This is a genomic window from Hoeflea sp. (assembly GCF_039975035.1).
GTDB lineage: Bacteria > Pseudomonadota > Alphaproteobacteria > Rhizobiales > Rhizobiaceae > Hoeflea.
This window is the reverse complement of record NZ_JBDWHW010000227.1, coordinates 1-23,012: the sequence shown is the minus strand read 5'-3', so window position 1 is coordinate 23,012 and position 23,012 is coordinate 1. Positions and strand designations below refer to the sequence as shown.

The following is a 23,012-nucleotide window of genomic DNA, read 5'->3' as shown; positions in this document are numbered from 1 at the left end:
TGGTTGGTCGGCTCGTCGAGGATCATCAGGTTGGGGGCGTGGAACGCCGAAAGCCCCATCAGCAACCGTGCCTTCTCGCCGCCGGAAAGATCCTTGGCCGGCGTGTTCATCTTCTCTGCCGTCAGCCCCATCTGCGCCACGCGAGCGCGCACGCGGGCTTCCGCCGCATCGGGCATCAGCTTGCGCACATGCGCCACGGCCGATTCCGCCGGTACCAGATCATCCATCTGGTGCTGGGCGAAGAACCCGGTCTTGAGTTGCGGCGCCAGTTTGAGCCGCCCTGCTTCCGCTTCCAGCCGTCCGGCGATGAATTTCGCGAAGGTGGACTTGCCGTTGCCGTTCGAGCCCAGAAGCGCGATGCGGTCGTCGGCGTCGATCCGCAGATCGAGCCGCGTCAGGATGGGCGAACCGGGCGTGTAGCCCACCGATCCGTCCTCGATGGCGATGATCGGCGAGGCGACGCCGCGGTCGGGACGCGGGAACGAAAACCCCCGGACATTGCTTTCCACCACCGCATCCACGGTTCCCATGCGCTCCAGCGCCTTGAGCCGTGATTGCGCCTGGCGCGCTTTCGATGCCTTGGCCCGGAAGCGCTCGACAAAGGCCTCCATATGCTTGCGCGCGGCGATGTTCTTTTCGCGCGCCTTCATCTGGTGTTCGTCGCGTTCGGCCTTCTGACGTTCGAACTCGTCAAAGCCGCCGCGATAAAACGTCAGCTTCTTCTGATCGAGATGGACGATGGCGTTGGCCGCGGTGTTCAACAGATCGCGGTCATGGCTGATGATCAGCACAGTGTGCTGGTAACGGCGGATATACTCCTCCAGCCACAACGTGCCTTCAAGGTCGAGATAGTTGGTCGGCTCGTCCAGAAGCAGCAGATCTGGCTCGGAAAACAGCACCGAAGCCAGCGCCACGCGCATGCGCCAGCCGCCCGAAAAGCTCGAGGCCGGGCGTTGCTGGGCCTCCTGGTCGAAACCAAGGCCCGCCAGAATTGACGAGGCGCGGGCTTCCGCCGAATGCGCATCGATATCAACCAGCCGGGTCTGGATTTCGGCGATGCGGTTCGGGTCGGTCGCTGTTTCGGCTTCCTTCATCAGCCTGGTGCGTTCGAGATCGGCGCGCAGCACGATTTCGACCAGCGCTGTGTCTTCAGCAGGCGCTTCCTGCGCCACCTGGCCGATGCGGGTGTTCTTCGGGATCGATGTATGCCCGGTCTCGGTCGCCATCTCGCCGGTGATGATCTTGAACAGCGTCGACTTGCCGGCGCCATTGGGTCCGACAAGGCCGGCCTTGATGCCCACGGGCAGGGCAAGCGAGGCGTTGTCAATCAAAAGTCGCCCGGCAATGCGTGCGGAAAGGTCTGTAATCGTAAGCATGCCCGCGCTTCTGGCCGGGATCGCTCGAAATGGCAAGGGGAAACCACGTTTTGATCGCATCCGCGGGCGTGACAATTATTCGGTGTTGCGTCACAACACACCGCACGCTTTTCAGGAGATTCAGCATGTCCATCGTCTTTCACGACCTCATCGGCGCCGATCCGGCGCGCCCGTTCAGCCCGCATTGCTGGAAAACGGCGATGTCACTGGCCCACAAGGGGCTGCCGTTCGAACGTAACAATGTCTGTTTCACCAAAGTGCCCGAGGTTGAGGGTGGTTTCTCCAAGACGGTGCCGGTGATCCGCGATGGAACCAAAATTGTCGCCGACAGTTTTCTGATCGCCGCCTATCTCGAGGAAACCTATCCCGACCGGCCGTCGCTGTTTGGCGGGCAGGGTGGGCAGGCGATGTCACGCTTCATCGAGTCCTGGACCAATTCGACCTTGCACACGGCCATGGCCGGTATCGCGATGAAGGATATTCATGACGTGCTGGAGCCGGCCGATCAGGCCTATTTCCGCCAAACCCGGGAAGCGCGCATGGGCAAGACGCTGGAACAGATTGTGGAAGGCCGCGAGGCTGAGGTCGCCGGCTTCTCCGCCAAACTCATGCCATTGCGCCTGATGCTCAAATCCCAGCCGTGGATTGGCGGATCTTCGCCGCTGTTTGCCGACTACATTGTCTTCGGCGCCCTGCAATGGGCACGCGTCACCTCGACCGCCAAGTTGCTGGAAGAGGGCGATGCGGTCACGGACTGGTTCGAGCGCTGTCTCGATCTGCATGACGGATTGGGCCGTTCGGTTCCCGCCGCCGGCTGAATCTCGGTCGGGGTGAGACGGACCAGACACCGGGCACCCGCGATGCCATCCATCGGAAACCGGTTTGAAAATCCGCCCCGCACCGGCCCTCAGCACAGCGTTGGTCTGCGGCGCGAACCCCAAAACCGCGAGCGCGACAACACCCGAGGCGATCCCCATGTCGGTCATGACGCAATTCTGCGATGGCTCCAGCATGCGCCCGATATCGCCGGCGAGGCGGTGAGGGAGGGGCGATCCGCTTAACGCCTCTTGCTTAGGACCGGGCATGCGGCTATTTAGGCCGCAATTCCGGACCGGCCCGTTGCGGTCCGGTTATTTTTTACACCCCATTTGGCCCGCGCATCCGCGGGCAAACGTTGAAGGAACAAGACCATGGCGATTGAACGCACCTTTTCGATGATCAAGCCCGATGCCACCAAGCGCAACCTTACCGGCGCCATCACCAAGGTTTTTGAAGACAACGGCCTGCGCGTCGTCGCCTCCAAGCGCGTCTGGATGAGCAAGCGCGAAGCCGAAGGCTTCTACGCGGTTCACAAGGAACGCCCTTTCTTCGGTGAACTGGTTGAAGGCATGACCTCCGGCCCGACCGTTGTTCAGGTGCTTGAAGGCGAGAACGCCATCCTCAAGAACCGCGAAATCATGGGCGCCACCAACCCTGCCGATGCTGCCGAAGGCACCATCCGCAAGACCCACGCCCTGTCAATCGGCGAAAACTCGGTCCACGGCTCGGATGCGCCTGAAACCGCCGCCGAAGAAATCGCCTACTGGTTTGCCGGCACCGAAATCGTCGGTTGATTCAATTGCTCGGCTTAACCGCCTAAACCTTTGAACTGAATCGCAAAAAGCCGGGTTCGAAAGAGCCCGGCTTTTTGCCGGGCGAAGTACTGGTTCCGCACAATTCGTGGTCAGAGCTTTTCCGGCAACCGCCAGTCGATCGGCGCCATGCCGTTTTCCTCAAGGAAAGCGTTGGCCTGGGAGAAATGCCGGCAGCCGAGAAACCCGTTATGGGCCGACAGCGGCGAGGGGTGGGCGGCCTTGAGAACCAGATGGCGGCTGGTGTCGACGAAACCGGCCTTCTTCTGGGCATAGGCGCCCCACAGCAGGAACACCACCGGATGGTCGAGTTCGTTGACCCGGGCGATTACCGCGTCGGTGAAGCGCTCCCAGCCGCGGCCCCGATGCGAGGCGGCAAGGCCTGCTTCCACCGTCAGCACGCTGTTGAGCAGCAACACGCCCTGTCTTGCCCAGCCCTCAAGATTGCCGTGGCCGACAGGCGCGATGCCCAGATCGCTGTTGAGTTCCTTGTAGATGTTCTTAAGCGAGGGCGGGGGGCGCACGCCCGGCTGCACCGAGAAGCACAGCCCGTGGGCTTGCCCGTCGCCATGATAGGGATCCTGCCCGAGGATGACCACGCTGACCTGGTCGAGCGGCGTCAGATCAAGCGCTGCGAAGTACTCAGGCACCTTGGGAAATATCCGTTTTCCTGCATCGATCTCGGTCGTCAGAAACCCGTTGAGATCGGCCATGTAGGGCGTTGCAAGTTCTTCCGCCAGCGCGGCTTTCCAGCTGTCCTGCAGCGCAAAGGTCGTGGCTGTCATTTGGTCCGCCAGCGCGCCTTGGCTTTGTCGTCGGCGTCCTTGGCCGACACCCATTCGCCGGTAGCGCCATCGGGCAGATGCTCTTTTTTCCAGAACGGAGCATCGGTCTTGAGATAATCCATCAGGAATGACGCGCCATCGAAAGCCGCCTGTCGATGTGGCGCGGTGGCAACCACAAGCACGATATTTCCGCCGGGCGCGATAGCGCCATGCCGGTGGATTGCGGTGATGCCGTTGAGCGCAAAGCGTTTTACAGCCTGTTCGGCGATGGCACGGATGGCGCGTTCGGCCATGCCGGGATAATGCTCGAGTTCCAGCGTGGCCAGTTTCCCGCCTTCATCGCGGCAAAGCCCGGTAAAGCTCACCACCGCGCCGATGTCCGCACGCCCTTTGGTGAGCGCATCGATTTCCTCGGCGATGTCAAAATCCTGCGCCTGAATGCGGACAGTGACCGCCGGCGTTGATGTGCCTTCTGTCTTGCCGCGCGCCGTCATCTCAGCCGCCAGTCATGGGTGGAAACAGCGCGATTTCACGTGCAGTGCCGATGGCTTCATCGTGATCGGCATGCTCTTCATCAAGTGCGGCGCGAATGACGCCGGGCACCTGAAAGGCCGCCTCGTATTCCTCACCAAGGCTTGCCAAGTGTGCGATAAGGTCGCCCACGGTTTTCACGTTCTCCGGAAGGTCAATGTCTTCCGAACCCTTTCCGATGCGTTCGCGCACCCAGGCGAAATAGACAATCCGTACGCTCATTCGTCCACCATATGTCTCAGCCCGGCCTTGAAATAGTCGTAGCCGGTGTAAATCGTAATCAGTGCGGCGAGCCACAACATGCCGATGCCGATTTGCGTGGTGTAGGGCAGCACCTTGTCGCCAGCCGGGCCGGCAAGCAGGAAACCGAGCGCCAGCATCTGCAAGGTGGTCTTCCATTTGGCGATCCAGGTAACCGGCACCGAAACCTTGAGTGCAGCCAGATATTCGCGAAGTCCGGAGACCAGTATTTCGCGGCACAGGATGATGATTGCCGCCCAGATCGACCAGCCGGCGATTGTGCCGTCGGCAGCGACCAGCAACAGGATCGCCGACACCAGAAGTTTGTCGGCGATCGGGTCAAGCATGCGACCGATGTTGGAGGTCTGGTCCCAGATGCGGGCCAGATAGCCATCGAAGAAATCAGTTATCGAGGCGATGGTGAAGATCGCCAACGCGCTCCAGCGCGCCAGATCGGAACCATGCAGACGGCCTTCGATAAAGAAGCAGAGTACAATCAGCGGAACAGCAACTATCCGCCCGTAGGTCAGCATATTAGGTATGTTGAGCGCGCTTGACGCCATGGAGCACCCCGTACGGTTCAGGATTTTGTGCAAGATGCGCGCGGGTCGCCTGAAAGGTCAACCGCTAATCCTTGTCGCACCCAGGGGATTTGGCCAAGCCAACGCAAAATCGCCATCCTGAAGATTTAGCGCGCGTCAAATGCGTTCACATCAGTGTGATCGGCAGGGTCGAACCTCCACAGTCGGCAATCACCGCGCCCGAAGAACGGGTGCAGCCAGCCAGGCATCTTTAGCCGGTGCCGAGTCAGGCAAGCGCTCATCATACCCTCAAGCGCGAACAGGAAGATACCAGATGGAGTATTTCGGGAAGCAAAGCCGTTGCCACTTTTGACCTGCCCGGTGCCAGGTCATCACGACTGCGATAGAGGCTTTCTCAATGCGGCGGGGAGACAAGCAACCGTATCCGGTTTTGGCCGGTCAGCCCCGCAATCCGGCTCCAAGCAAATTTTTTCTCGCGAGTTCCGGAACCATTTGCTCCTGGAACGCTTGTCCTCCGGAGCGCTTGAAAAATTTTGGAGACTTGTGAATGTTTAGGATAATTCTCGCGGTGTTGCTGTTGCTCTTGGGTGGCGCTTTGCTGACCGGAGGTGCATGGCTTGCCTGGCTCGGGGGGGCACCGTTTTACTTGGGTCTGGGTTTGGCGACACTCGTCACCGCGGGACTTCTGCTCGCCCGGCGTCCAGCGGCGCTGTGGCTTTACGCGCTGATGCTGCTTGCCACCCTCGGATGGTCACTCTGGGAGGTTGGCTTTGACTGGTGGGCGCTGGCTGCGCGCGGCTCGCTGTTGGCAGTGATCGGCATCCTGTTGTTGCTTCCCCCAGTGGTAAGGTCACTTCATGCCGCTGATTCTTCCGGCGAGCACTACGGAGTGCCTGCTGGCGTACTGGTGCTGGCACTCGTGGTTTCGAGCGGCGTTGCGCTCTACTCGCTCACGCAAAATCCGCACGATCTGGCCGGCGCGTTTCCCGACGACCGGATGGACGCATCGGGCGAGGTCGCAACCGCTGGCGTGCCTGACGGTGAATGGCAGTCATACGGGCGGACCGCCTATGGTCAGCGTTATTCGCCGCTCGAACAGATAACCCCTGACAATGTAGCCAAGCTCAAGGTTGCATGGACCTACAAGACCAATGAGGTGCGCGGCGACAATGATCCGACGGAAACCACCTACGAGGTCACGCCGCTGGTCTTTGACGACACCATGTATATCTGTACGCCGTTTTCGACGGTCATCGCGCTCGATCCGGTAACGGGCGAGGAGAAGTGGCGCTTCGATCCCTATCTCAAGCAGCCGCCGACCAAGACAACCCAGCACATGACGTGCCGGGGGGTGAGCTATTTCGACGGGGCCGCCAATCCGCGCCCTGCGCAAGAGGCCCCAAATCCGAGTGGAACAGATCAGGCGCCGGCCGGGCAGGAAGAGGTTCTTGCCGGGGAAAGCAATTCGGAGGTGACGACCCGGGCGGCGGGAGTTCCGCAAAATATTGTGGCCGGCACCGCCAAGCCGGGCGATCCCAATCCGGTCATCTCGCGTGAAACCCGTCCGGTCTCCGTCGCTGAACAAGGTCCCGAATGTATCAAGCGACTGTTCGTGCCGACTTCGGACGGACGGCTGATCTCGATCAGTGCCCGCACCGGCGAGATCTGTCCCGGATTCGGCGGTGACGACGGCACGATCAATCTCTGGGCAAATATGCCGAATGTGACGCCGGGCTCGGCCTATTCGACATCTCCTCCGGTGGTGACCTCGAATGCCTTGGTGGTTGGCGGAACTGTCAATGACAATGCGTCGGTGACATCGCCATCAGGCGTCATCCGGGCCTTCGATGTCTACACCGGCGAACTGCTGTGGAATTTCGATTCCAAGCGTCCCGACGCAACACAGCCGATTGCCGATGGGGAGACCTATACCGAGAACGCGCCGAATTCCTGGAGCGTTGGTTCGTGGGACCCGCAGCTCAATCTGGTCTACCTGCCGATGGGCAACCAGTCGCCCGACCAATGGGGTGGCAACCGCAGTGAGGCCGTGGAACGGTTTTCCTCCTCCGTCACGGCACTCGATGCGGACACCGGCGAGGTGCGATGGGTCTATCAGACAGTCCACCACGATCTGTGGGACATGGATGTGCCCGCCCAGCCCAGCCTGATCGATCTGACCATTGACGGGGCCACCGTGCCGGCGCTGGTGCAGCCGACCAAGCAGGGGGAAATCTTCGTCCTCAACCGCGAGACCGGTGAGCCCATTCTGCCGGTCAAGGAAGTTCCCGCCCCCACAGGCGCGGTCGAAGGAGACAGCACCGCGCCGACCCAGCCTGTCTCGACGATTTCCTTCAATCCGCCCAGGATGATGGAAAAGGACATGTGGGGTGCGACACTGCTCGATCAGATGGCCTGCCGGATTGCGTTCAGGCAATTGAATTACGAGGGGCGCTATACCCCGCCGACAACCGGTGGGACCCTTGTCTATCCAGGCAATTTCGGCACCTTCAACTGGGGTGGTGTGGCGGTCGATCCGAAACGGCAGGTGATGTTCGCCATGCCGGTCTATCTGGCTTTCACGTCCAAGCTGGTCAAGCGCTCCAACGATACCGAACGTGTGGTTAGCGGTGACCAGGATCCGGTGTTCAACGAGAATTTCGGGGCGCCTTGGGCCGCCAAGATGGGGACATTTACCTCCGCTCTTGGCTTGCCGTGCCAGGCACCGCCCTGGGGCTATGTCGCCGGCGTCGATCTGACCAACGGCGAGACGGTCTACCAGCATGTCAATGGTACGGTGCGCGATCTCTCGCCGGTCCCGCTGCCCTTCGAGATGGGCGTTCCCGGTATCGGCGGTCCGATCATCACCGGCGGCGGCGTGGCATTCCTGTCAGGCACGCTTGACTATTATGTTCGGGGGTACGACCTCCAGACCGGCAAGGAGATATGGCGCGAGCGCCTGCCTGCCGGCGGACAGGCAACGCCTTCCACCTATCTGGGTTCAGATGGCCGTCAGTATCTGGTGGTTGTCGCTGGCGGGCACGGCTCCACCGGCACCAAAGCGGGCGATTCCATCATCGCCTATGCGTTGCCGGACTAACGCGCGTCGTATCCAAACGAATTCAGGTGACGCGCTTTTGCTCTTTGTCTCTACCTGTCGTTACCCCAAAACCGCAGGACACTATTGCGCGACATGATGAGGACACCTGCCGCCGGTGGAAGCCGGCGGCAAAACTCTCGGCATCAGGTGCGGTGCCCCGGGGACCAGTTTCCCTCCAAGCGCTTTTGACTGCGAGGCCGGGCATGCATCACCGGTTTTCCTCGTGAAAATGGTTGTAGATCAGTTCGGCCACCGCCTCGGAGATCCCCTCGACCGTGACAAGGTCATCGACGCCGGCGCGTGAGACCGCCTTTGCCGTGCCGAAATGGTGCAGCAGCGCCCGCTTGCGGCTCGGCCCGATTCCGGCGATCTCATCGAGCGGATTGGCGATCATGTCCTTCTTGCGCCGCGCCCTGTGTGTGCCGATGGCAAAACGGTGCGCCTCGTCACGCAGTCGCTGGACGAAATACAGCACCGGATCGCGCGGCGGCAGCGTGAAATCGGGTTTGCCGTGCACGAAAAATCGCTCGCGCCCGGCTTCGCGGTCCATGCCCTTGGCAACGCCGATGGCGGTGATTCTGTCGGCGATTCCGAGTTCCTCGAGGATGGTCCGCACCGCGCTCATCTGGCCCTTGCCGCCGTCGATCAGCACCAGATCCGGCCAGGCCGGCATGCCGGTGTTCTGGATTGCATCAGGGTCATCGGCTGTTGGCTGCTCCGGTAGGGTCGGGCCGTCGTCGCCATGGTCCTTGATCAGCCGTGAGAACCGCCGCTGCATGACTTCGCGCATCATGCCAAAATCGTCGCCGGGGGTGATGTCGGTCGATTTGATGTTGAACTTGCGGTACTGGTTCTTCACGAACCCCTCGGGGCCGGCGACAATCATGCCACCCACCGCGTTGGTGCCCATGATGTGCGAGTTGTCGTAAACCTCGATACGCCGCGGCGGATGCGGCAGGTTGAAGGTATCGGCAAGCCCCTGCAACAACCGCGCCTGCGAGGCGGTTTCCGCCAGATTGCGACCATGGGCCTCGCGCGCATTGGACAGAACCTGATCGACAAGCTCGCGCTTTTCCCCGCGCTGCGGCACGGTGATGGAGGTCTTGCGCTCCATGCGCACGCCAAGCGCCTCGGCGAGAAGTTCCCGGTCCTCGAAATCATCGGACACCAGGATCATGCGCGGTGTTGGTTTGTCATCGTAAAACTGTCCGATGAAGGCACCCAGGATCTCACCGGCGGCGAGCGAGGGATCAGCTTTGGGGAAATAGGCGCGGTTGCCCCAGTTCTGCCCTGTGCGGAAGAAGAACACCTGGATGCAGGCCATACCGGCATCGTGGTGAATGGCGAACACATCGGCTTCCTCGACGGTGCGCGGATTGATCCCTTGATGGCTCTGCACATGGCTGAGCGCCGACAGCCGGTCGCGGTAAACCGCCGCACGTTCGAAATCGAGGTCCTCCGAGGCGGCCTGCATGGCACCGGACAATTGCGCCTTGACCGCCTGGCTGCGGCCGGACAGGAAATCCTTGGCCTCATCCACCAACCGGCCATAGTCCTCCGGATCGATCTCGCCGGTGCAGGGGCCGGAGCAGCGCTTGATCTGGTAGAGCAGGCACGGCCGCGTCCGGCTTTCATAGACGCTGTCGGTGCAGGTGCGTAACAGGAACGCCCGCTGCAGCGCGTTGATGGTCCGGCCCACCGCGCCCGCCGATGCGAAGGGGCCGAAATAGGAACCCTTGCGTGATCTTGCGCCGCGATGCTTGAAAATCGCCGGCGCCTCGTGGTCTCCGGTGATCAGGATATAGGGGAACGACTTGTCGTCGCGCATCAGTACGTTGAAACGTGGTTTCAGCCGCTTGATCAGATTGGCTTCAAGCAGCAGCGCTTCGGTTTCGGTGCGCGTGGTGACGAATTCCATGTTCGTGGTCTGCGCGATCATCCGCGTGATGCGGTTGGAATGGCCACGGCCTTGTGCGTAATTCGTCACCCGTTTTTTCAGGCTTCGCGCCTTGCCGACATAAAGCACATCGCCAGCCTCGTTCATCATCCGGTAGACGCCGGGCTGATTGGGCAGATGCTTGACATAGGCCTGGATGACTTCGGCGCCCTTCAACCCCTCTGTGAGGCCGGGGCTCTCATTCCACTCTATGCCTGCGACATTGGCCACATCGGCGGGCAGGGGCGTCTCGGCCTCGGTCCGATCGTCATCCTCGCTGTCGGTTGCCTCATAGATCACGCCGCCATCGGCTTGCGTCGAGGCTTTGGATGGCTTGGGGGATTTCGGATCAGGTTCGCGAGTCATTCCTGGATCTTATCAACTTCGAGCCGGTTGCGGGCAAGTGCGTGTTTGAGCAACTTGATGTCATGTGGCGTCAGCATCCGCCCGTATCAACCGGTGGAGCCGGGCAATTGCGGTGGAGCACCGCAGCCTATTCCCCGTCACCGCTGACATCCGGTGTCTGCCACGCCAGATGCTGGCCTCCGTCAAGAGCGATCATCTGGCCGGTCACCGAGCGGGTTGCGTGAAGATAGCGGATGGTCGCGCCGAATTCGGCAAGTTGCGGCCCGTGGCCGAGCGGCACCGAGGCCGCCTGCATGGCAAAATCATCGGGGTTTTGCCGTTCATTGGCGAGCGTCGGGCCGGGCCCGATGGCATTGACCCGGATGCGGGGCGCCAATGCCTGGGCCATGGTTTGCGTCGCGGTCCACAGCGTTGATTTCGACAGCGTATAGGAGAAGAACCGCGGTGTCAGTTTCCACACCCGCTGGTCGATGATGTTGACGATCAGGCCGTCGCGATGGTCTGGCAAGCCGGTAGCCATGGCCTCGGCCAGGATGACCGGCGCCTTCAGATGAATGGCGAAATGCCGGTCGAACAGCGCCTCGTCAAAGCCTTGCACTTCGTCATCCTCAAACACCGACGCATTGTTGACGATGACATCCGGCGATTCCAATCGGATTGAAACCTCGTGATGAAGTCGGCGCACCGCCGCAGTTTCGCAAAGGTCGGCAAGAAAGACTTCCGCCACTCCGCCGGCATCCCGGATAGATCCGGCCACCGCCTCGGCATCCGCGCCGCTGCAGTTGGCGTGGATGGCGACATGATAACCATACCCGGCCAGATCCAGCGCGATGGCCTTGCCAATCCGGCGACCGGCGCCGGTCACCAGAACCGTTCCCTTGCTAGACATCACGTTTTCCCAGCTTGCGGGCGCCATGGTGAGGGCGCCTGATTATTCTCAGAACACCGAGAAGATATAGATCGCGAAAACCGCAAGCATAGCCAGGCCCCCGGATTTTTTGATCGGTATGTTCCAGTGCGCCAGTCCCACCACCAGCAGGCCGGCGGCGAGCATCACCCACATGTCGATCGAGACAATGCGCTGATCCACATCAAGCGGCAGGATCACCGAGGTGCCGCCGAGGATCAGGCCGATGTTGAAAATGTTGGAGCCAACCACATTGCCGATCGCCACCGCGCCGGATCTGCGCCATGCGGCCATCACCGAGGTGACCAGTTCGGGCAGCGATGTGCCGATGGCGACAATTGTCAGTCCGATGGCTGTTTCCGAAGCGCCGAACATGCGGGCGATGTGGGATGCGCCGTCAACGGTCAGCCATGCACCAAGGGGCAGGCCGATCAAACCGCCAACGATGAATACCGTGGTCTTCCAGCTTTGCTGCGGAAGATCCACGACTTCATCATGATAGTCGGGCGCGGTCACCAGTCCGCATTGGCGTGCGGCCTTGATCTGCCAGCCAAGATAGGCGCCGATCATCAACAGAAGAATGGCGCCGTCGATCCGGCTCAGCGGTCCGAACCACATCATCACCATCAAGGCCAGCGTCATGATGATCATCACCGCCAACGACGCGCCGAGGCCGTTTTCGCGGCAGTTGATGGTCATCAACAGCGCAGGTGCGCCGAGCACCAGCAGCACATTTGCGATGTTTGAACCGATGATGTTGCCGATGGCGATGCCTGAAACACCGTTGAAGGCAGCCTGCAGCGAGACGAACAATTCGGGTGCGGAGGTGCCGAAGGCCACAATCGTCAGGCCGATGATCAGCGGATCAATCGAGAGCTTTTCCGCAAGCGCCACTGCGCCCCGAACCAGATAATCGCCAGCCACGACAAGGACGACCAAGCCCGCGATCAGGGTCAATATGCTCAACATGCTTTGGAATCAACGCTCGCGATTTCGGTCAGGTACAAACAGACATATAGGTGAAGCATCCCTGCGTGCAATGGGCGCCCCGCCCCGCAGCCCGGTAGCCGGTCCCGGGCGGTCCGCCGCTCAGCGGGATTGTTGCCTTCAAGCAACAGTCCGAACTGCCCTTTTTCCGCCGCTGTGTTTCCACATTTCCGCTTCGAGGGCGCCGCATTCGGTCTCCATCTTCGGATCTGTCAGAGGCGGACCTCCCAACTGCCTCGCGCTTCAGGTCCTTGGTGTTGACCAGGGCCGGATCAAACAAGGAGACTATAATGCGTATTCGTAAACTGGCACTGCTGGCAGCAGCCCTTTCCGTGTCGCTCGCCGGCCCCGTGCTGGCCGCGGACGCGATCCTCGAACAACCCCCTGAGCCGCCTGTGGCTGAGGTCGTACCCCAGACCTATTTGTGGTCGGGCGGTTATCTCGGCGGTTATGGCGAGTACAAATGGGGTGAGTTCAGTGCGCTTCCGGGCCAGGATGCCGATGGTTTCGGTGGCGGTGTCTATGGTGGTTACAACATGCAGTCCGACAATATCGTCTACGGCGCGGAAGTCGATCTGGGTTATTCCGGTGCGGACGTGACGTCGGGTGCTCTGACCGGCGAGCAGGGTTTCAACGGCTCGATCAGGGCCCGGCTGGGCATGGATGTCAATCCGTTCCTGGTCTACGCCACCGGCGGTGTTGCTGTGACCAACGCCGAGCTTACCAATGCAGCCGGCTCGGACGACAATACCCACTTCGGCTGGACCGTGGGTACTGGCGTCGAAGCATTCGTAACCGAGAACATCACCACCCGCATCGAGTATCGTTATACCGATTACCAGTCGAAGGACTACAATCTGGGCGGCACGAATGTGTCCTCGGGCTTCGACGATCATTCGGTGCGTCTGGGTATCGGCATGAAGTTCTGATCAGACAGATCCGAACCTGAAAAAAGAAGCCCGGACGAGACATCGTCCGGGCTTCTCTCGTTCTGGATGGGGGCGTTCTGGATCGCGGTCCGATGCCGGGCAGGGCACCGCACGCTGTCTTGGAGCCACAGACCCGGATCAGCTTCGCATATCTGCAAGCTGGTTGAGGATGCTGGCGTAATTCTCGGTGCCTTGTGCGCCGGTAACCAGGTGCTTGCGGTCGAACACGACTGCCGGCACGCCGGTGATGCCTTGCTGAACCCAAAAGCTCTCCTTCTGCCTTACCTCTCCGGCATAGCGCTGATCTTCAAGCACCGCCTTTGCCTCCGCAGCATCAAAGCCGATGGCTTGCGCCACATCGACCAGCACGTTGATGTCGGACAGATCCCGGCGGTCGGTGAAATGGGCGGCAAACAGCGCCTGCTCAAGATCATGGCTGCGGCCCTGGGTTTCCGCCCAGTGGATCAACTGATGGGTGTTGAAGGTGTTGTGCATCCGCATGTCGTCGGCAAAATTGAATGTGAATCCCAGGCTTTCGCCCAGTTCGGTCAGTCTGGCGCGGCTTTCGAGCGACTGCTCACGGGTGCTGCCGTATTTCTCGGTGATGTGTTCGCCGAGGTTCTGGCCTGCAGCCGGCATTTCCGGGTTAAGTTCAAACGGATGCCAGTGGATTTCATGGGCAGTGCCGGTGTCGTTCAGCGCCTGTGCCAGCTGGCGGTAGCCGACAATGCACCACGGGCAGACAACATCCGACACAATGTCGATCCGCAACGGTTGGGTTTGGTCTGTCATGATGGGTCCTATCGTCTGAGGTTTGGATGGCAATTGCTGTCACAGGTAATGCGCGATCGGGAAAATACCAGCGCCGGTCTCATCGCCTGGCAATGCTCCGGTCGCCCCGGAACCACTTGACCGCGTCGGGATAGTCAAACGCCAGGGAGAGCAGATCGACGGCAAACAGGATCCACAGATAAATGCCCCAGGGGTCTGCAGGCGAAGGCTGGATAAATGCGATGAGCACCAGAAGCAGGGTCCACGGCAGCAGGTGCGGCACTGCCATCAGCTTTGAAAAACCACGCTCATTGAGCATCACCGGCAGATTGGCCAGCATGGCGCCGTTGGCCAATACGGCCACCCATACTCCCATCGGCTCATCAAGGAATGCCAGACTGGTCATGTTGACCGGCACCAGCACAAGGGCCACCCAGATCTGCACCCAGCCGGGAAGCGAGCGAAAGGACCGCCAGATGTCGGAAAACAGGGATGTTTGCGGATCGGTTGTCGGGATCATGGTGCAAGTCCTTCGGTTGAGGCCTCGGTGCCAGGACGCGGACCCGGTTGGTTTCGGGTCCGCAATCGGATCAGGCGACTTTCTGCCACTCGAACTTCTGGAACGGCTTGTCGACCGGGGTTTGTGCCAGATGGTTGGTATAGTTTGACATCACCTTCTGGGCGACACCAAGAACGACTTCAAGAATCTGGCGTTTGGTAAAGCCGGCATCGAGGAATGTCTGAACGGTAGCATCGTCGACATTGCCGCGGTTGCGCACGACGCTCAGCGTGAAACTCCGCAGTGCTTCAAGGTGTGCGCTCGGCAGCGGCGTCTCGTTGCGCAGCGCATCGTTGATGGCATCGTCAACCTTCATTGCCTTGGCAATGCCGGTGTGGGCAGGGACACAGTAGTGGCAAGCGTGCTCGACATTGAGGCTCTGCCAGACAACGGTCAGTTCTTCCTTGTCGAAGCTTGAATTGACAAATTGCTCATGGGCATACCGATAGCTGGCCAGCAGGCCGGGAGCTTCCGCCATCGTGGCGTGCAGGCCGGGGATCATGCCGTTCTGCTTTTTCGATTCGGCAAGCATCGCCTTGCTGGCTTCGGGGGCAGTGGCTTCATCGTGCAGCGGGAAGTCGGTCATTGGTTTCTCCTGAGAATTGGATAGGCGCCCGGTTAGGGCGTCGCCTTTATATGTTTCTTTTGAGTGATCACTCAACGGCCAATTTGAGCGATCACTCAAAGGTGATCGCTGTTCAACCGGTGAAAGACGGGACAAATCCCGGAATCTCGCTTATCTAGGGGATATGAAACGCGCACGACCATATGACCGAGACACCGCGCTGGATGCGGCGGTGCAACTGTTCTGGACCAAGGGCTATCACGCGACGTCGCTGAAAGATCTCGAAGCCGCGCTCCACATGAAGCCGGGCAGCATCTACGCGGCCTTCTCAAGCAAGGAAGCGCTCTATCTGGCGGCACTGGAGCGCTATTTCAACGCCTCCCGGGCCGCCTTCGCATCAGGGATGCAGGACGCCGTCTCGCCGCTCAGGGCGTTGTCGGATAATCTGCTGCGGCTTGCCCGCTCTCGGTCGCAAGATCCGCAAGGCCGGGCCTGCATGCTGGTAAAGACGCTGATCGATACGACATCGACGGATGCGACGATCTCGGGGAAGGCGAATGCCTATCTCGAAGACATCAAAGGCGATTTCACCGCCGCATTCGATCGCGCCAAGCAGGTCGGGGAGCTTCCGCAGGAGCTTGATTCACAACGTCTGGCCCGGCGCTACCAGTCCAACATCAACGCGCTCAGAATCGAATTGCATCGCGGCATGCCGCAAGCGGAGATCACGACCCTGGCAGAAGACATGGTTGAGGATCTGGAGCGACTGCGGGTGAAGCCAGTCCAGCCCCAAATCAGCACACCGGCCTGATCGGCGATGAATCAGCCGGCGGCAAGCGCCCAGTGCGTCCACAGCACGAAACCGGCCCAGACCGCATTGGCCAGAAGCAGGCAGGACACGGCGAAGGACCCTAGATCCTTGGCGTGTTTTGCCATGATCGAATACTCAGGCGAAGCGTGGTCGGTGATTTCTTCGACGGCGGTATTGAGCGCCTCGATCGAGACGGTCAGCAGGTAGAGCAGAACCGCCCCGACAAAGCCCCACAGCGGCGCTCCGGCAAAACCGAAAATTCCGATGATGAGAACAAAGGCGAGCGTCTCGTGCTGAAACGCGGTTTCGCGCCACAGTCGTTTGATGCCGCCCAGCGAATAGCGGGCGGCAGCGAAGACATGGCCGAGGCCGTCCTGTTTTTGTGGTCGCTCGCTCAAGGCCTGGGTCGCATCGCTTCAAGTTCCGGGAAATTCGAGGCGAATTTTGCGCTCCAGCGCTTGAGTTTGGGGCGCCCGCGTTCCCACTTGCCCGGAAACCGCAGGGCCAGATATCCGATCAGCGTGGCGAGCGCCAGTTGCCCTCCATTGAGGGCCTTGGTGCTGCGCGGCATGTTGGCTTCAAGATAATCGAGCCCGCGCGTAGCCTTGGTCCATTGCTTGTCGAGCCATTCCTGGTGGACTTTCTCCTCGGGGCGGAACCTGTGTTCATACATGATCGCCAGCAGGCAATCGCATATGCCGTCGCACAGCGCCTCGAGAACCTCGACCTCGGTGCGCTTGACGGCATTGCGCGGGTAAAGCCGTTTGCTGCCGGTGCGGTCGAGAAACTGCATGATGGCGCGGCTGTCGTAAACCGCCTGGCCTTCATCGGTAACAAGGGTGGGGATCTTGCCGAGCGGGTTGTTGTCGACAAGTTCAGCCGGCGCGGCATTGGTGTCGGTGAGCACGCTTTCAACATCGATGCCTGCGTATTTCGCTGCCATCCGGACTTTGGAAGAATAGGGCGAAGCGGGGGAATAGAGTATTTTCATCAGATATATCTTTCATCAAGGAACAAAGCGTCAATCCCGGTCAGTCAGGTTCGGGAACTTCCAGATCAGCGATCCTGCAACCCGCCTTGTCGACCTCCCGGCAGGCGCGGAAGTCAAGGCTTGGCGTCAGGCAGATACGCACTTCGCGCAACATCCCACGCTCGCATGCAACCGCAATTCCGTCACTCGCCATCCCGGGATTGGCGGCAATGAATGCAGCCTCGGCCTCCATGGCGTCAATCTGGGCGGGCAAGTTTTGAGCCGCGAACTCGTCAGGCACACTGATCCTGTCGTGGGCGGCGCGCAGCACGCGAAAGTAGTCTTTCTGGGAGAGGCCCGAACAGGAACCGTGTTTGCGCCACTGATGCCCGATCAACCCCATTGACGGAACAATATCGAAATATTCCCGGCCCAGGTCTGACGGAACCCGCTCAGGCTGGCGCGTCGGACAAAATTGAGGATAGCCGCTTTCGAATTGCGGCCACAGCCCGTGCACCACAAAACCAAAGTCGCGGTCCTTGGCGCATTGCTGCCTGTTGGCGTTTGCGCCCTCGGCCTGGCAATAGGCTGGCGACCAGGACAGGGCCAAAACATAGAAATCAAAGCCCGTTCCCGCCGGCGCATTCGCGGATGCCGGAACAGCACCAAGCGTCTCAGCCTGTGCAGCAGGCTTGCCGTCGTCCCAGCAAGCGCTGACAATCGTCAGCACCGCCAACGCCGTCAAAAGTCTGTTCAGCAGGGTCTTGAACATGCAACGCGGTCAGCGAACCGAGCGGCACCAGGCGCCATGGACCTTGAGCGGGTCGAGCCCGGAAATGCAGAACTCCAGATTGTCGCCCAGGCCGACAAAGCCCATACCGCCTTCGATCAGCCACCAGATCTGACGCTTGCGGCCGTCATTCATGTGTGCGGTGCCACTGCAATAGAGCCTCGGGATCGACCAGTATTCCTGCCCATAGCTTACGCGGTGGCGATGCGTTCGCGTGATGCTTTCGATGGCAAGGCCGCGCTTGAGCACGTGCTTGTCGGTCCAGACGAACCGCTTCTGGATGTAATTGACGACTTGTGGTGCGTCGCATGATGGAAAGTTGCCGCCGGTGAAGGCCGCTGCCGGGCTCGCAAGGCTCAAAAGCCAGACGCCGACTGCAAGTATCAAGCTCTTCATGGTCATGACAGGTCCTCCAGACAGGATGTGAATCCCCGTATACGGCGCGCCGGTGTGTTTGAGCAAGGGCGAAGCGCGATTCCGCCTGTCATTATCACGGACAGCCAAGGCCCGGATGCCAGAGTCTTCGCCACTTCACTACAATTTTAGTCAAATCTTTCCATCGCCGGAGACGCCGTACTTCAGTATCTGGAAAAGCACCTCGCCGATCTTGCCGATGCAAGCCGGTGGTCGCTAAGGGGGCGATCCGTACAGCGGATGATCCGTGGCCCGTCAAGAGCGCTTCCGCCTCGTCAGTTGCGTTTTACGCCTCGCCGACGAGGATGCGGACTTCCGATCCGGCGCCGGTGCCCCCGGGGCTTTGTGACAGCAGCCGCGCCAGTTCGGGCAGGGCCACCTTCAATTCGGCCTCCAGCGTGAACGGCGGATTGATGATCACCAGCCCCGAACCATTGAGACCCGGCGCGGTCATGTTGTCTCGCGTCAGCATGCGCACCGTCAGCGTACGCGGTCTGCCGAGCGCGATCAGCTTCTTGTCAAAGCCGGCGAGCGGGCTGTCGGCCTTGATCGGGTGCCACAGCATGTAGGAACCACCGGGAAATCGCCTGGTGGCGCGCGCAAGCCCGTCGATCATCCGGTCATACTCGCCGTCCACCTCGAACGGCGGGTCGACCAGCACCAGTCCGCGCTTTTCCTTGGGCGGCAGGTGACCGCCCAGCGCCAGCCATCCGTCAAGTTCGATTACCCGCACCTGGTAATCGCCTTCAAAAACCCGTCTGAGCTGTCTGGCGTCGTCCGCGTGCAGTTCGATCGCAGTCAGCCGGTCCTGCTTGCGCAGCAGCATGCGTGTAAGCTTGGGCGAGCCGGGATAGGTCCGAATGCCGCCGTCCGGATTGAGCGTTGCAACTGCCTCGAGCCAGGGAGCCAGAAACTCTCGAAGCTCGGGCGAAAGCTTGGCCGAGATCACCCGGCCGACGCCGTCGCGCCATTCGCCGGTTTTTTGCGCTTCGGTGGAGGACAAATCATAGATCCCGATGCCCGCATGGGTGTCGATGACCCGGAACGCCGGGTCCTTGCGTTTCAGATAGGCGATGATGCGCGCCAGAACCGCGTGTTTGAGTACGTCGGCGAAATTGCCTGCATGATAGCTGTGACGGTAATTCATCGGCTGGCGTGATACGTCCCTGAATTGATCTGATGCAGTCCGGCGTGGCGCGGTGTCGCGAATTCTCTTATAGAGAAAGCATGAACGACGCGACCCCCCTTGAATCCGACGCGGCAATCGCCATTGGCCATTCCGCCTGTCCGCATGATTGCCCGTCGACCTGTGCGCTGGAGGTCGAACTGCTTTCGCCTAACCGCATCGGCCGGATCCGCGGCGATATCGCCAACAGCTACACCGCAGGCGTGATCTGCGCCAAGGTGGCGCGATATGCCGAGCGGGTCCATCACCCCGACCGGCTACTCAAGCCTCTGGTTCGCGGCGGCGCGAAAGGCGAGGGGCAGTGGAAAGAGGCGAGTTTCGAGGCCGCACTCGATCTGATCGCCGAAAAGTTTGATCGGGCTGAGGAAAAATTCGGCTCGGAAACGGTCTGGCTGAATTATTACGCCGGCACCATGGGGCTGGTGCAGCGCGACGGCATGCACCGGTTGCGCCACGCCAAGCGCTATTCCAACCAGTTCGACAGCTTTTGCACCAACCTTGCCTGGACCGGCTTCACCATGGGGACCGGCGCACTGCGCGGTCCTGATCCGCGCGAGATGGCTAAATCCGATTGCGTGGTGATCTGGGGAACCAATGCGGTCTCCACCCAGGTCAACGTCATGACCCACGCGATCCGCGCCCGCAAGCAGCGTGGCGCCAAGATCGTGGTCATCGATATCTACGACACGCCGACCATGAAGCAGGCCGACATCAAGGTACTGCTCAAGCCCGGCACCGATGGGGCTTTCGCTTGTGCGGTGATGCATGTGCTGTTTCGCGATGGCTTGGCCGATCACGATTATCTCAACAAATACAGCGATGACCCGGTAGGTCTTGAATCACATCTGCAAGACCGGACGCCTGAATGGGCCGAAGCCATCTGCGGTGTGCCGGTGGCCGAAATCGAGGCGTTCGCGCGACTGGTCGGCACCACCAGGCGCACGTATTTCCGGCTTGGCTATGGCTTTACCCGCCAACGCAATGGCGCGGTCAACATGCATGCGGCGCTGTCGCTGGCGGTGGTGACCGGCAGCTACCAGTATGAGGGCGGTGGCGCATTTCATTCCAATTCCGATATTTTCCGGCTCGACAAAACCCTGCTTGAAGGCCGCAAGCATTTCGATCCCGGGCTGCGCTGGCTTGATCAGTCCAAGATCGGCCGGATCCTGACCGGCGACACCGAGGCGCTGAATGGCGGGCCGCCGGTCACCGCCATGCTGGTTCAGAACACCAATCCCGCCAATGTGACGCCCGAGCAGCGCAAGGTCATCGAGGGGCTCCGGCGCGATGATCTGTTCATGGCAGTCCATGAGCAATTCATGACCGACACCGCCAAATACGCCGATGTGGTATTGCCCGCCACCATGTTCCTTGAACATGACGATATCTATCGCGGCGGCGGCAATCAGCACATCACGCTCGGGCCGAAACTGGTCGAACCGCCTGAGGGCCCGAAACCCAACCATTATGTGATCGAAGAGCTGGCCAAGCGTCTCGGTGTCGGCGATCACGAAGGCTTCGGCCTGAGCGAGCGTGACCATATCGACATCATGCTCAAAAAGCGCGGTCTGGGGGATTTCGACAGCTTCAAGGCTGACAAATGGGCCGATCTGCAACCGGACTTCGAAACCGCACACTTTCTCAACGGGTTTGCCCACAAGGGCGGCAAGTTCCGGTTTCGGCCCGATTGGACTGGCACACCGGCCGCCAACAAACCGCCCCGGCGCATGGGCCCGCAGGGGCCGGTGGATCAACTGCCCGAGTTCCCCGACCACGTTGAGCTGATCGAGAGCGCAGACGCCGATCATCCGTTCCGGCTGGCGACCTCGCCATCACGGTCATTCCTCAACTCCACATTTGCTGAAACCGCTTCGTCGAAAGCCAAGGAAGTCCGCCCGGACCTGTTGATCCATCCCGGCGACGCTGAAGCGCTGGGGATCGGCGATGGAGACCGGGTGCAACTCGGCAATCATCGTGGCGAGGTGACGCTGCAGGCCAGGCTTGATGCGGGACAACGCCGCGGCGTTGTGATCCATGAAGGCATTTGGCCCAATTCCGCCTTTGAAGCAGGCGAGGGGATCAACACGCTCACCGGCGCTGATTCCTGCGCACCTTATGGCGGTGCCGCGTTCCATGACACAAAGGTATGGGTGAGGCGGGCGTAGCCTGTGCTGATCGCCGGAAGCCTGCCGACAGGCCTTTCACCGGACCTGTATGTTGGTGCGCGCCCGGCGGGATTGTGTGAGAAAATCGTCTATAGCGCCGGATCTTGCTGCCGGTCGAGCAGCGCGGCGCGAACGGTACCCAACACATCATGCAGTTTGACAAGGTCGGCAAGCGGCAGCCCGAAGGCTTTCATGATGCAGTCCGGAATGTGAAGCGCCGCCTGTTGCAGCCCTGCGCCTTTTGCTGTCAGCCTCACCCGCACCTTGCGCTCGTCAGCAGCGTCGCGCTTGCGCTCGACCAGGCCTTGCGTCTCCAGCCGCTTGATCAGCGGCGTCAGCGTCGAGGATTCCAGATAAAGCCGCTCGCTGATGGTGCCGACGGTGACTCCGTCACCCTCCCACAGGATCAGCAGTACAAGGTATTGCGGGTAGGTAAGCCCAAGCGGAGCCAGCAGCGGCTTGTAGACCTGACCGACGGCGTGATGGGTGGAATAGAGGTCAAAGCAGAGCATTGATTCAACGCTGATGCTGCTGCTGATGTCGGCCTTGGCCTGTTCACTCATCCTGGGAACTCCATTGCTGGACTGACTTTATTTCGCGCACGAGACAATCGCAAGCGGTTGACACCCGGGCGCATTCAAGATTACCATCGCACACGATATAATCGCATACAATATAAGGAGCATCCCATGCCGACCAAGATTGTCTACTCCACAAATGCCACGGCCACCGGCGGCGGTCGCGATGGCCATTCCAGCACCCATGATGGCGCCGTTGACGTCAATCTGGTGGTGCCCAAGGAAATGGGCGGTCCGGGTGGCGACGGCGTCAATCCCGAGCAGCTGTTTGCCACTGGTTATGCCGCCTGCTACCTCGGCGCGCTGCGCTTTTATGCCGGCCAGAAGAACGTCAAGGTTCCCGATGATGCCACCGTCAATGTCACCGTCGGCATCGGCCCGCGCGAGGATCTGGGGTTCGGTCTGGACGTCAAGATCAAGGTTGATCTTCCCGGCATCGAGAAGGATGTTGCAGAAGACCTGATCGCCGGCGCGCACAAGGTCTGCCCCTATTCGCACGCCACCTCGGGGACGCTCGACATCACGCCCGAGCTCGCCTGATTTAGAGGCCCCATCCGGGGATTTGTTCTCAAAAGCATCAAGCCCGGGCGCTTTGCGTCCGGGCTTTCGTTATTCTTCCAGCGCTTGCTTGGCGCTGGCGATCACACGGTCGAGGAATTCTCCCTCCCGTGCGGCAATTCGGGCTTCCTCGATGGCGATGTAATCGCGGGTGAGCGGCACGACGTCGCGCTCCCGGCCAAGCTGGATCTGGAAAACATTGCTCGCGCCTTGCAGGAAGGCGCATTCGCTCATCGACAGGTACAGCTCCCACATCCGGCAGAACCGTTCGTCCATGAAGTCCGCCGCTTGCACGCGGTGCGCCTCGATGCGATCGCG

General features: G+C 60.7%; 24 protein-coding genes and 1 pseudogene. 7 read left to right on the top strand and 18 right to left on the bottom strand.

Annotated features, from left to right (window positions below):
* Positions 1-1,376 (bottom strand): ABC-F family ATP-binding cassette domain-containing protein (locus ABJN75_RS20145; RefSeq protein WP_348441388.1); only part of this gene is annotated, 1,376 nt, incomplete at its 3' end.
* A gap of 125 nt (positions 1,377-1,501) precedes the next feature.
* Here ABJN75_RS20145 and ABJN75_RS20140 point away from each other — a divergent pair.
* Together ABJN75_RS20140 and ndk are read left to right on the top strand one after the other, a co-directional pair.
* On the top strand, positions 1,502-2,194 hold the full coding sequence (locus ABJN75_RS20140) for a glutathione S-transferase family protein (protein ID WP_348441387.1): 693 nt from the start codon (positions 1,502-1,504) through the stop codon (positions 2,192-2,194).
* A 372-nt stretch (positions 2,195-2,566) separates the two neighbouring features.
* Positions 2,567-2,989, top strand: coding sequence for a nucleoside-diphosphate kinase (gene ndk, locus ABJN75_RS20135; RefSeq protein ID WP_348441385.1), 423 nt, complete (start codon positions 2,567-2,569; stop codon positions 2,987-2,989).
* Positions 2,990-3,099: 110 nt separating this feature from the next.
* Here ndk and ung read toward each other — a convergent pair whose 3' ends face one another.
* Genes ung through pgsA form a run of 4 tightly spaced genes read right to left on the bottom strand, consistent with a single transcriptional unit; the run spans position 3,100 to position 5,126 of the window.
* Positions 3,100-3,792 (bottom strand): uracil-DNA glycosylase, encoded by a 693-nt coding sequence (ung, locus tag ABJN75_RS20130; RefSeq protein ID WP_348441384.1) that lies wholly within the window; start codon positions 3,790-3,792, stop codon positions 3,100-3,102.
* A complete protein-coding gene (locus tag ABJN75_RS20125) occupies positions 3,789-4,286 on the bottom strand; it encodes a molybdenum cofactor biosynthesis protein MoaE (protein ID WP_348441383.1) in 498 nt (165 codons plus the stop codon). Before ABJN75_RS20125 ends, ung begins: the two co-directional genes overlap by 4 nt.
* A 1-nt stretch (position 4,287) precedes the next feature.
* Entirely contained in the window at positions 4,288-4,545 is a 258-nt protein-coding gene (gene moaD, locus ABJN75_RS20120) for a molybdopterin converting factor subunit 1 (RefSeq protein WP_348441382.1), read from the bottom strand.
* Complete coding sequence (gene pgsA / locus ABJN75_RS20115; protein ID WP_348441381.1) at positions 4,542-5,126, bottom strand: CDP-diacylglycerol--glycerol-3-phosphate 3-phosphatidyltransferase; 585 nt, start codon at positions 5,124-5,126, stop codon at positions 4,542-4,544. The genes moaD and pgsA overlap by 4 nt, the downstream gene beginning before the upstream one ends.
* Before the next feature lie 526 nt (positions 5,127-5,652).
* On the opposite strand from pgsA, the gene ABJN75_RS20110 reads away from it, so the two are divergent.
* Positions 5,653-8,202 carry a membrane-bound PQQ-dependent dehydrogenase, glucose/quinate/shikimate family gene (locus ABJN75_RS20110; protein WP_348441380.1) on the top strand — a complete coding sequence of 850 codons (2,550 nt, stop codon included), beginning with the start codon at positions 5,653-5,655 and terminating at the stop codon, positions 8,200-8,202.
* A gap of 208 nt (positions 8,203-8,410) precedes the next feature.
* On the opposite strand, the gene uvrC is transcribed toward ABJN75_RS20110, so the two are convergent.
* The 3 genes from uvrC to ABJN75_RS20095 all read right to left on the bottom strand — a co-directional run bounded on the left by uvrC (position 8,411) and on the right by ABJN75_RS20095 (position 12,380).
* The gene (uvrC, locus tag ABJN75_RS20105) at positions 8,411-10,504 is read right to left on the bottom strand and encodes an excinuclease ABC subunit UvrC (RefSeq protein ID WP_348441379.1); all 2,094 of its coding nucleotides are present in this window, start codon (positions 10,502-10,504) and stop codon (positions 8,411-8,413) included.
* A gap of 127 nt (positions 10,505-10,631) precedes the next feature.
* On the bottom strand, positions 10,632-11,393 hold the full coding sequence (locus tag ABJN75_RS20100) for an SDR family oxidoreductase (RefSeq protein ID WP_348441378.1): 762 nt from the start codon (positions 11,391-11,393) through the stop codon (positions 10,632-10,634).
* A 48-nt stretch (positions 11,394-11,441) separates the two neighbouring features.
* The gene (locus ABJN75_RS20095; RefSeq protein WP_348441377.1) at positions 11,442-12,380 is read right to left on the bottom strand and encodes a calcium/sodium antiporter; all 939 of its coding nucleotides are present in this window, start codon (positions 12,378-12,380) and stop codon (positions 11,442-11,444) included.
* A gap of 308 nt (positions 12,381-12,688) precedes the next feature.
* On the opposite strand from ABJN75_RS20095, the gene ABJN75_RS20090 reads away from it, so the two are divergent.
* The gene (locus ABJN75_RS20090) at positions 12,689-13,327 is read left to right on the top strand and encodes an outer membrane protein (protein ID WP_348441376.1); all 639 of its coding nucleotides are present in this window, start codon (positions 12,689-12,691) and stop codon (positions 13,325-13,327) included.
* Between the two features lie 138 nt (positions 13,328-13,465).
* On the opposite strand, the gene ABJN75_RS20085 is transcribed toward ABJN75_RS20090, so the two are convergent.
* The 3 genes from ABJN75_RS20085 to ABJN75_RS20075 form a co-directional block, all read right to left on the bottom strand.
* Positions 13,466-14,119 carry a DsbA family oxidoreductase gene (locus tag ABJN75_RS20085; protein WP_348441375.1) on the bottom strand — a complete coding sequence of 218 codons (654 nt, stop codon included), beginning with the start codon at positions 14,117-14,119 and terminating at the stop codon, positions 13,466-13,468.
* Positions 14,120-14,198: 79 nt separating this feature from the next.
* Positions 14,199-14,618 carry a hypothetical protein gene (locus ABJN75_RS20080; RefSeq protein ID WP_348441374.1) on the bottom strand — a complete coding sequence of 140 codons (420 nt, stop codon included), beginning with the start codon at positions 14,616-14,618 and terminating at the stop codon, positions 14,199-14,201.
* A 70-nt stretch (positions 14,619-14,688) separates the two neighbouring features.
* A complete protein-coding gene (locus tag ABJN75_RS20075) occupies positions 14,689-15,243 on the bottom strand; it encodes a carboxymuconolactone decarboxylase family protein (protein ID WP_348441373.1) in 555 nt (184 codons plus the stop codon).
* Positions 15,244-15,406: 163 nt separating this feature from the next.
* On the opposite strand from ABJN75_RS20075, the gene ABJN75_RS20070 reads away from it, so the two are divergent.
* Complete coding sequence (locus tag ABJN75_RS20070; RefSeq protein ID WP_348441372.1) at positions 15,407-16,033, top strand: helix-turn-helix domain-containing protein; 627 nt, start codon at positions 15,407-15,409, stop codon at positions 16,031-16,033.
* 11 nt (positions 16,034-16,044) lie between these two features.
* Here ABJN75_RS20070 and ABJN75_RS20065 read toward each other — a convergent pair whose 3' ends face one another.
* The 5 genes from ABJN75_RS20065 to rlmJ all read right to left on the bottom strand — a co-directional run bounded on the left by ABJN75_RS20065 (position 16,045) and on the right by rlmJ (position 19,354).
* Positions 16,045-16,431: a diacylglycerol kinase gene (locus ABJN75_RS20065; RefSeq protein WP_348441370.1), complete on the bottom strand. Its 387-nt coding sequence runs from the start codon at positions 16,429-16,431 to the stop codon at positions 16,045-16,047.
* On the bottom strand, positions 16,428-17,024 hold the full coding sequence (locus ABJN75_RS20060; RefSeq protein WP_348441369.1) for a glutathione S-transferase: 597 nt from the start codon (positions 17,022-17,024) through the stop codon (positions 16,428-16,430). Before ABJN75_RS20060 ends, ABJN75_RS20065 begins: the two co-directional genes overlap by 4 nt.
* 40 nt (positions 17,025-17,064) lie before the next feature.
* A complete protein-coding gene (locus ABJN75_RS20055; RefSeq protein WP_348441368.1) occupies positions 17,065-17,775 on the bottom strand; it encodes a ribonuclease in 711 nt (236 codons plus the stop codon).
* A gap of 9 nt (positions 17,776-17,784) precedes the next feature.
* A complete protein-coding gene (locus ABJN75_RS20050) occupies positions 17,785-18,195 on the bottom strand; it encodes a hypothetical protein (RefSeq protein WP_348441367.1) in 411 nt (136 codons plus the stop codon).
* Positions 18,196-18,493: 298 nt separating this feature from the next.
* A complete protein-coding gene (rlmJ, locus tag ABJN75_RS20045) occupies positions 18,494-19,354 on the bottom strand; it encodes a 23S rRNA (adenine(2030)-N(6))-methyltransferase RlmJ (protein ID WP_348441366.1) in 861 nt (286 codons plus the stop codon).
* Positions 19,355-19,434: 80 nt separating this feature from the next.
* On the opposite strand from rlmJ, the gene ABJN75_RS20040 reads away from it, so the two are divergent.
* Entirely contained in the window at positions 19,435-21,558 is a 2,124-nt protein-coding gene (locus ABJN75_RS20040; RefSeq protein WP_348441365.1) for a molybdopterin oxidoreductase family protein, read from the top strand.
* 89 nt (positions 21,559-21,647) lie between these two features.
* On the opposite strand, the gene ABJN75_RS20035 is transcribed toward ABJN75_RS20040, so the two are convergent.
* Positions 21,648-22,121 (bottom strand): MarR family transcriptional regulator, encoded by a 474-nt coding sequence (locus tag ABJN75_RS20035; RefSeq protein WP_348441364.1) that lies wholly within the window; start codon positions 22,119-22,121, stop codon positions 21,648-21,650.
* Between the two features lie 126 nt (positions 22,122-22,247).
* Between ABJN75_RS20035 and ABJN75_RS20030 the strand changes: the two genes are divergently transcribed.
* Positions 22,248-22,676 (top strand): organic hydroperoxide resistance protein, encoded by a 429-nt coding sequence (locus ABJN75_RS20030; RefSeq protein ID WP_348441363.1) that lies wholly within the window; start codon positions 22,248-22,250, stop codon positions 22,674-22,676.
* A 69-nt stretch (positions 22,677-22,745) separates the two neighbouring features.
* On the opposite strand, the pseudogene ABJN75_RS20025 reads toward ABJN75_RS20030, so the two are convergent.
* Positions 22,746-23,012 (bottom strand): annotated as a pseudogene (locus ABJN75_RS20025) (SAM-dependent methyltransferase); the annotation flags it as partial.

What these genes read in the sequence shown, in the direction of transcription:
- ABJN75_RS20140 (WP_348441387.1), top strand. Translation starts at nt 1,502, where the DNA reads ATGTCCATCGTCTTTCACGACCTCATCGGCGCCGATCCGGCGCGCCCG.
- ndk (WP_348441385.1), top strand. Translation starts at nt 2,567, where the DNA reads ATGGCGATTGAACGCACCTTTTCGATGATCAAGCCCGATGCCACCAAG.
- ung (WP_348441384.1), bottom strand. Translation starts at nt 3,792, where the DNA reads ATGACAGCCACGACCTTTGCGCTGCAGGACAGCTGGAAAGCCGCGCTG.
- ABJN75_RS20125 (WP_348441383.1), bottom strand. Translation starts at nt 4,286, where the DNA reads ATGACGGCGCGCGGCAAGACAGAAGGCACATCAACGCCGGCGGTCACT.
- moaD (WP_348441382.1), bottom strand. Translation starts at nt 4,545, where the DNA reads ATGAGCGTACGGATTGTCTATTTCGCCTGGGTGCGCGAACGCATCGGA.
- pgsA (WP_348441381.1), bottom strand. Translation starts at nt 5,126, where the DNA reads ATGGCGTCAAGCGCGCTCAACATACCTAATATGCTGACCTACGGGCGG.
- ABJN75_RS20110 (WP_348441380.1), top strand. Translation starts at nt 5,653, where the DNA reads ATGTTTAGGATAATTCTCGCGGTGTTGCTGTTGCTCTTGGGTGGCGCT.
- uvrC (WP_348441379.1), bottom strand. Translation starts at nt 10,504, where the DNA reads ATGACTCGCGAACCTGATCCGAAATCCCCCAAGCCATCCAAAGCCTCG.
- ABJN75_RS20100 (WP_348441378.1), bottom strand. Translation starts at nt 11,393, where the DNA reads ATGTCTAGCAAGGGAACGGTTCTGGTGACCGGCGCCGGTCGCCGGATT.
- ABJN75_RS20095 (WP_348441377.1), bottom strand. Translation starts at nt 12,380, where the DNA reads ATGTTGAGCATATTGACCCTGATCGCGGGCTTGGTCGTCCTTGTCGTG.
- ABJN75_RS20090 (WP_348441376.1), top strand. Translation starts at nt 12,689, where the DNA reads ATGCGTATTCGTAAACTGGCACTGCTGGCAGCAGCCCTTTCCGTGTCG.
- ABJN75_RS20085 (WP_348441375.1), bottom strand. Translation starts at nt 14,119, where the DNA reads ATGACAGACCAAACCCAACCGTTGCGGATCGACATTGTGTCGGATGTT.
- ABJN75_RS20080 (WP_348441374.1), bottom strand. Translation starts at nt 14,618, where the DNA reads ATGATCCCGACAACCGATCCGCAAACATCCCTGTTTTCCGACATCTGG.
- ABJN75_RS20075 (WP_348441373.1), bottom strand. Translation starts at nt 15,243, where the DNA reads ATGACCGACTTCCCGCTGCACGATGAAGCCACTGCCCCCGAAGCCAGC.
- ABJN75_RS20070 (WP_348441372.1), top strand. Translation starts at nt 15,407, where the DNA reads ATGAAACGCGCACGACCATATGACCGAGACACCGCGCTGGATGCGGCG.
- ABJN75_RS20060 (WP_348441369.1), bottom strand. Translation starts at nt 17,024, where the DNA reads ATGAAAATACTCTATTCCCCCGCTTCGCCCTATTCTTCCAAAGTCCGG.
- ABJN75_RS20055 (WP_348441368.1), bottom strand. Translation starts at nt 17,775, where the DNA reads ATGTTCAAGACCCTGCTGAACAGACTTTTGACGGCGTTGGCGGTGCTG.
- ABJN75_RS20050 (WP_348441367.1), bottom strand. Translation starts at nt 18,195, where the DNA reads ATGACCATGAAGAGCTTGATACTTGCAGTCGGCGTCTGGCTTTTGAGC.
- rlmJ (WP_348441366.1), bottom strand. Translation starts at nt 19,354, where the DNA reads ATGAATTACCGTCACAGCTATCATGCAGGCAATTTCGCCGACGTACTC.
- ABJN75_RS20040 (WP_348441365.1), top strand. Translation starts at nt 19,435, where the DNA reads ATGAACGACGCGACCCCCCTTGAATCCGACGCGGCAATCGCCATTGGC.
- ABJN75_RS20035 (WP_348441364.1), bottom strand. Translation starts at nt 22,121, where the DNA reads ATGAGTGAACAGGCCAAGGCCGACATCAGCAGCAGCATCAGCGTTGAA.
- ABJN75_RS20030 (WP_348441363.1), top strand. Translation starts at nt 22,248, where the DNA reads ATGCCGACCAAGATTGTCTACTCCACAAATGCCACGGCCACCGGCGGC.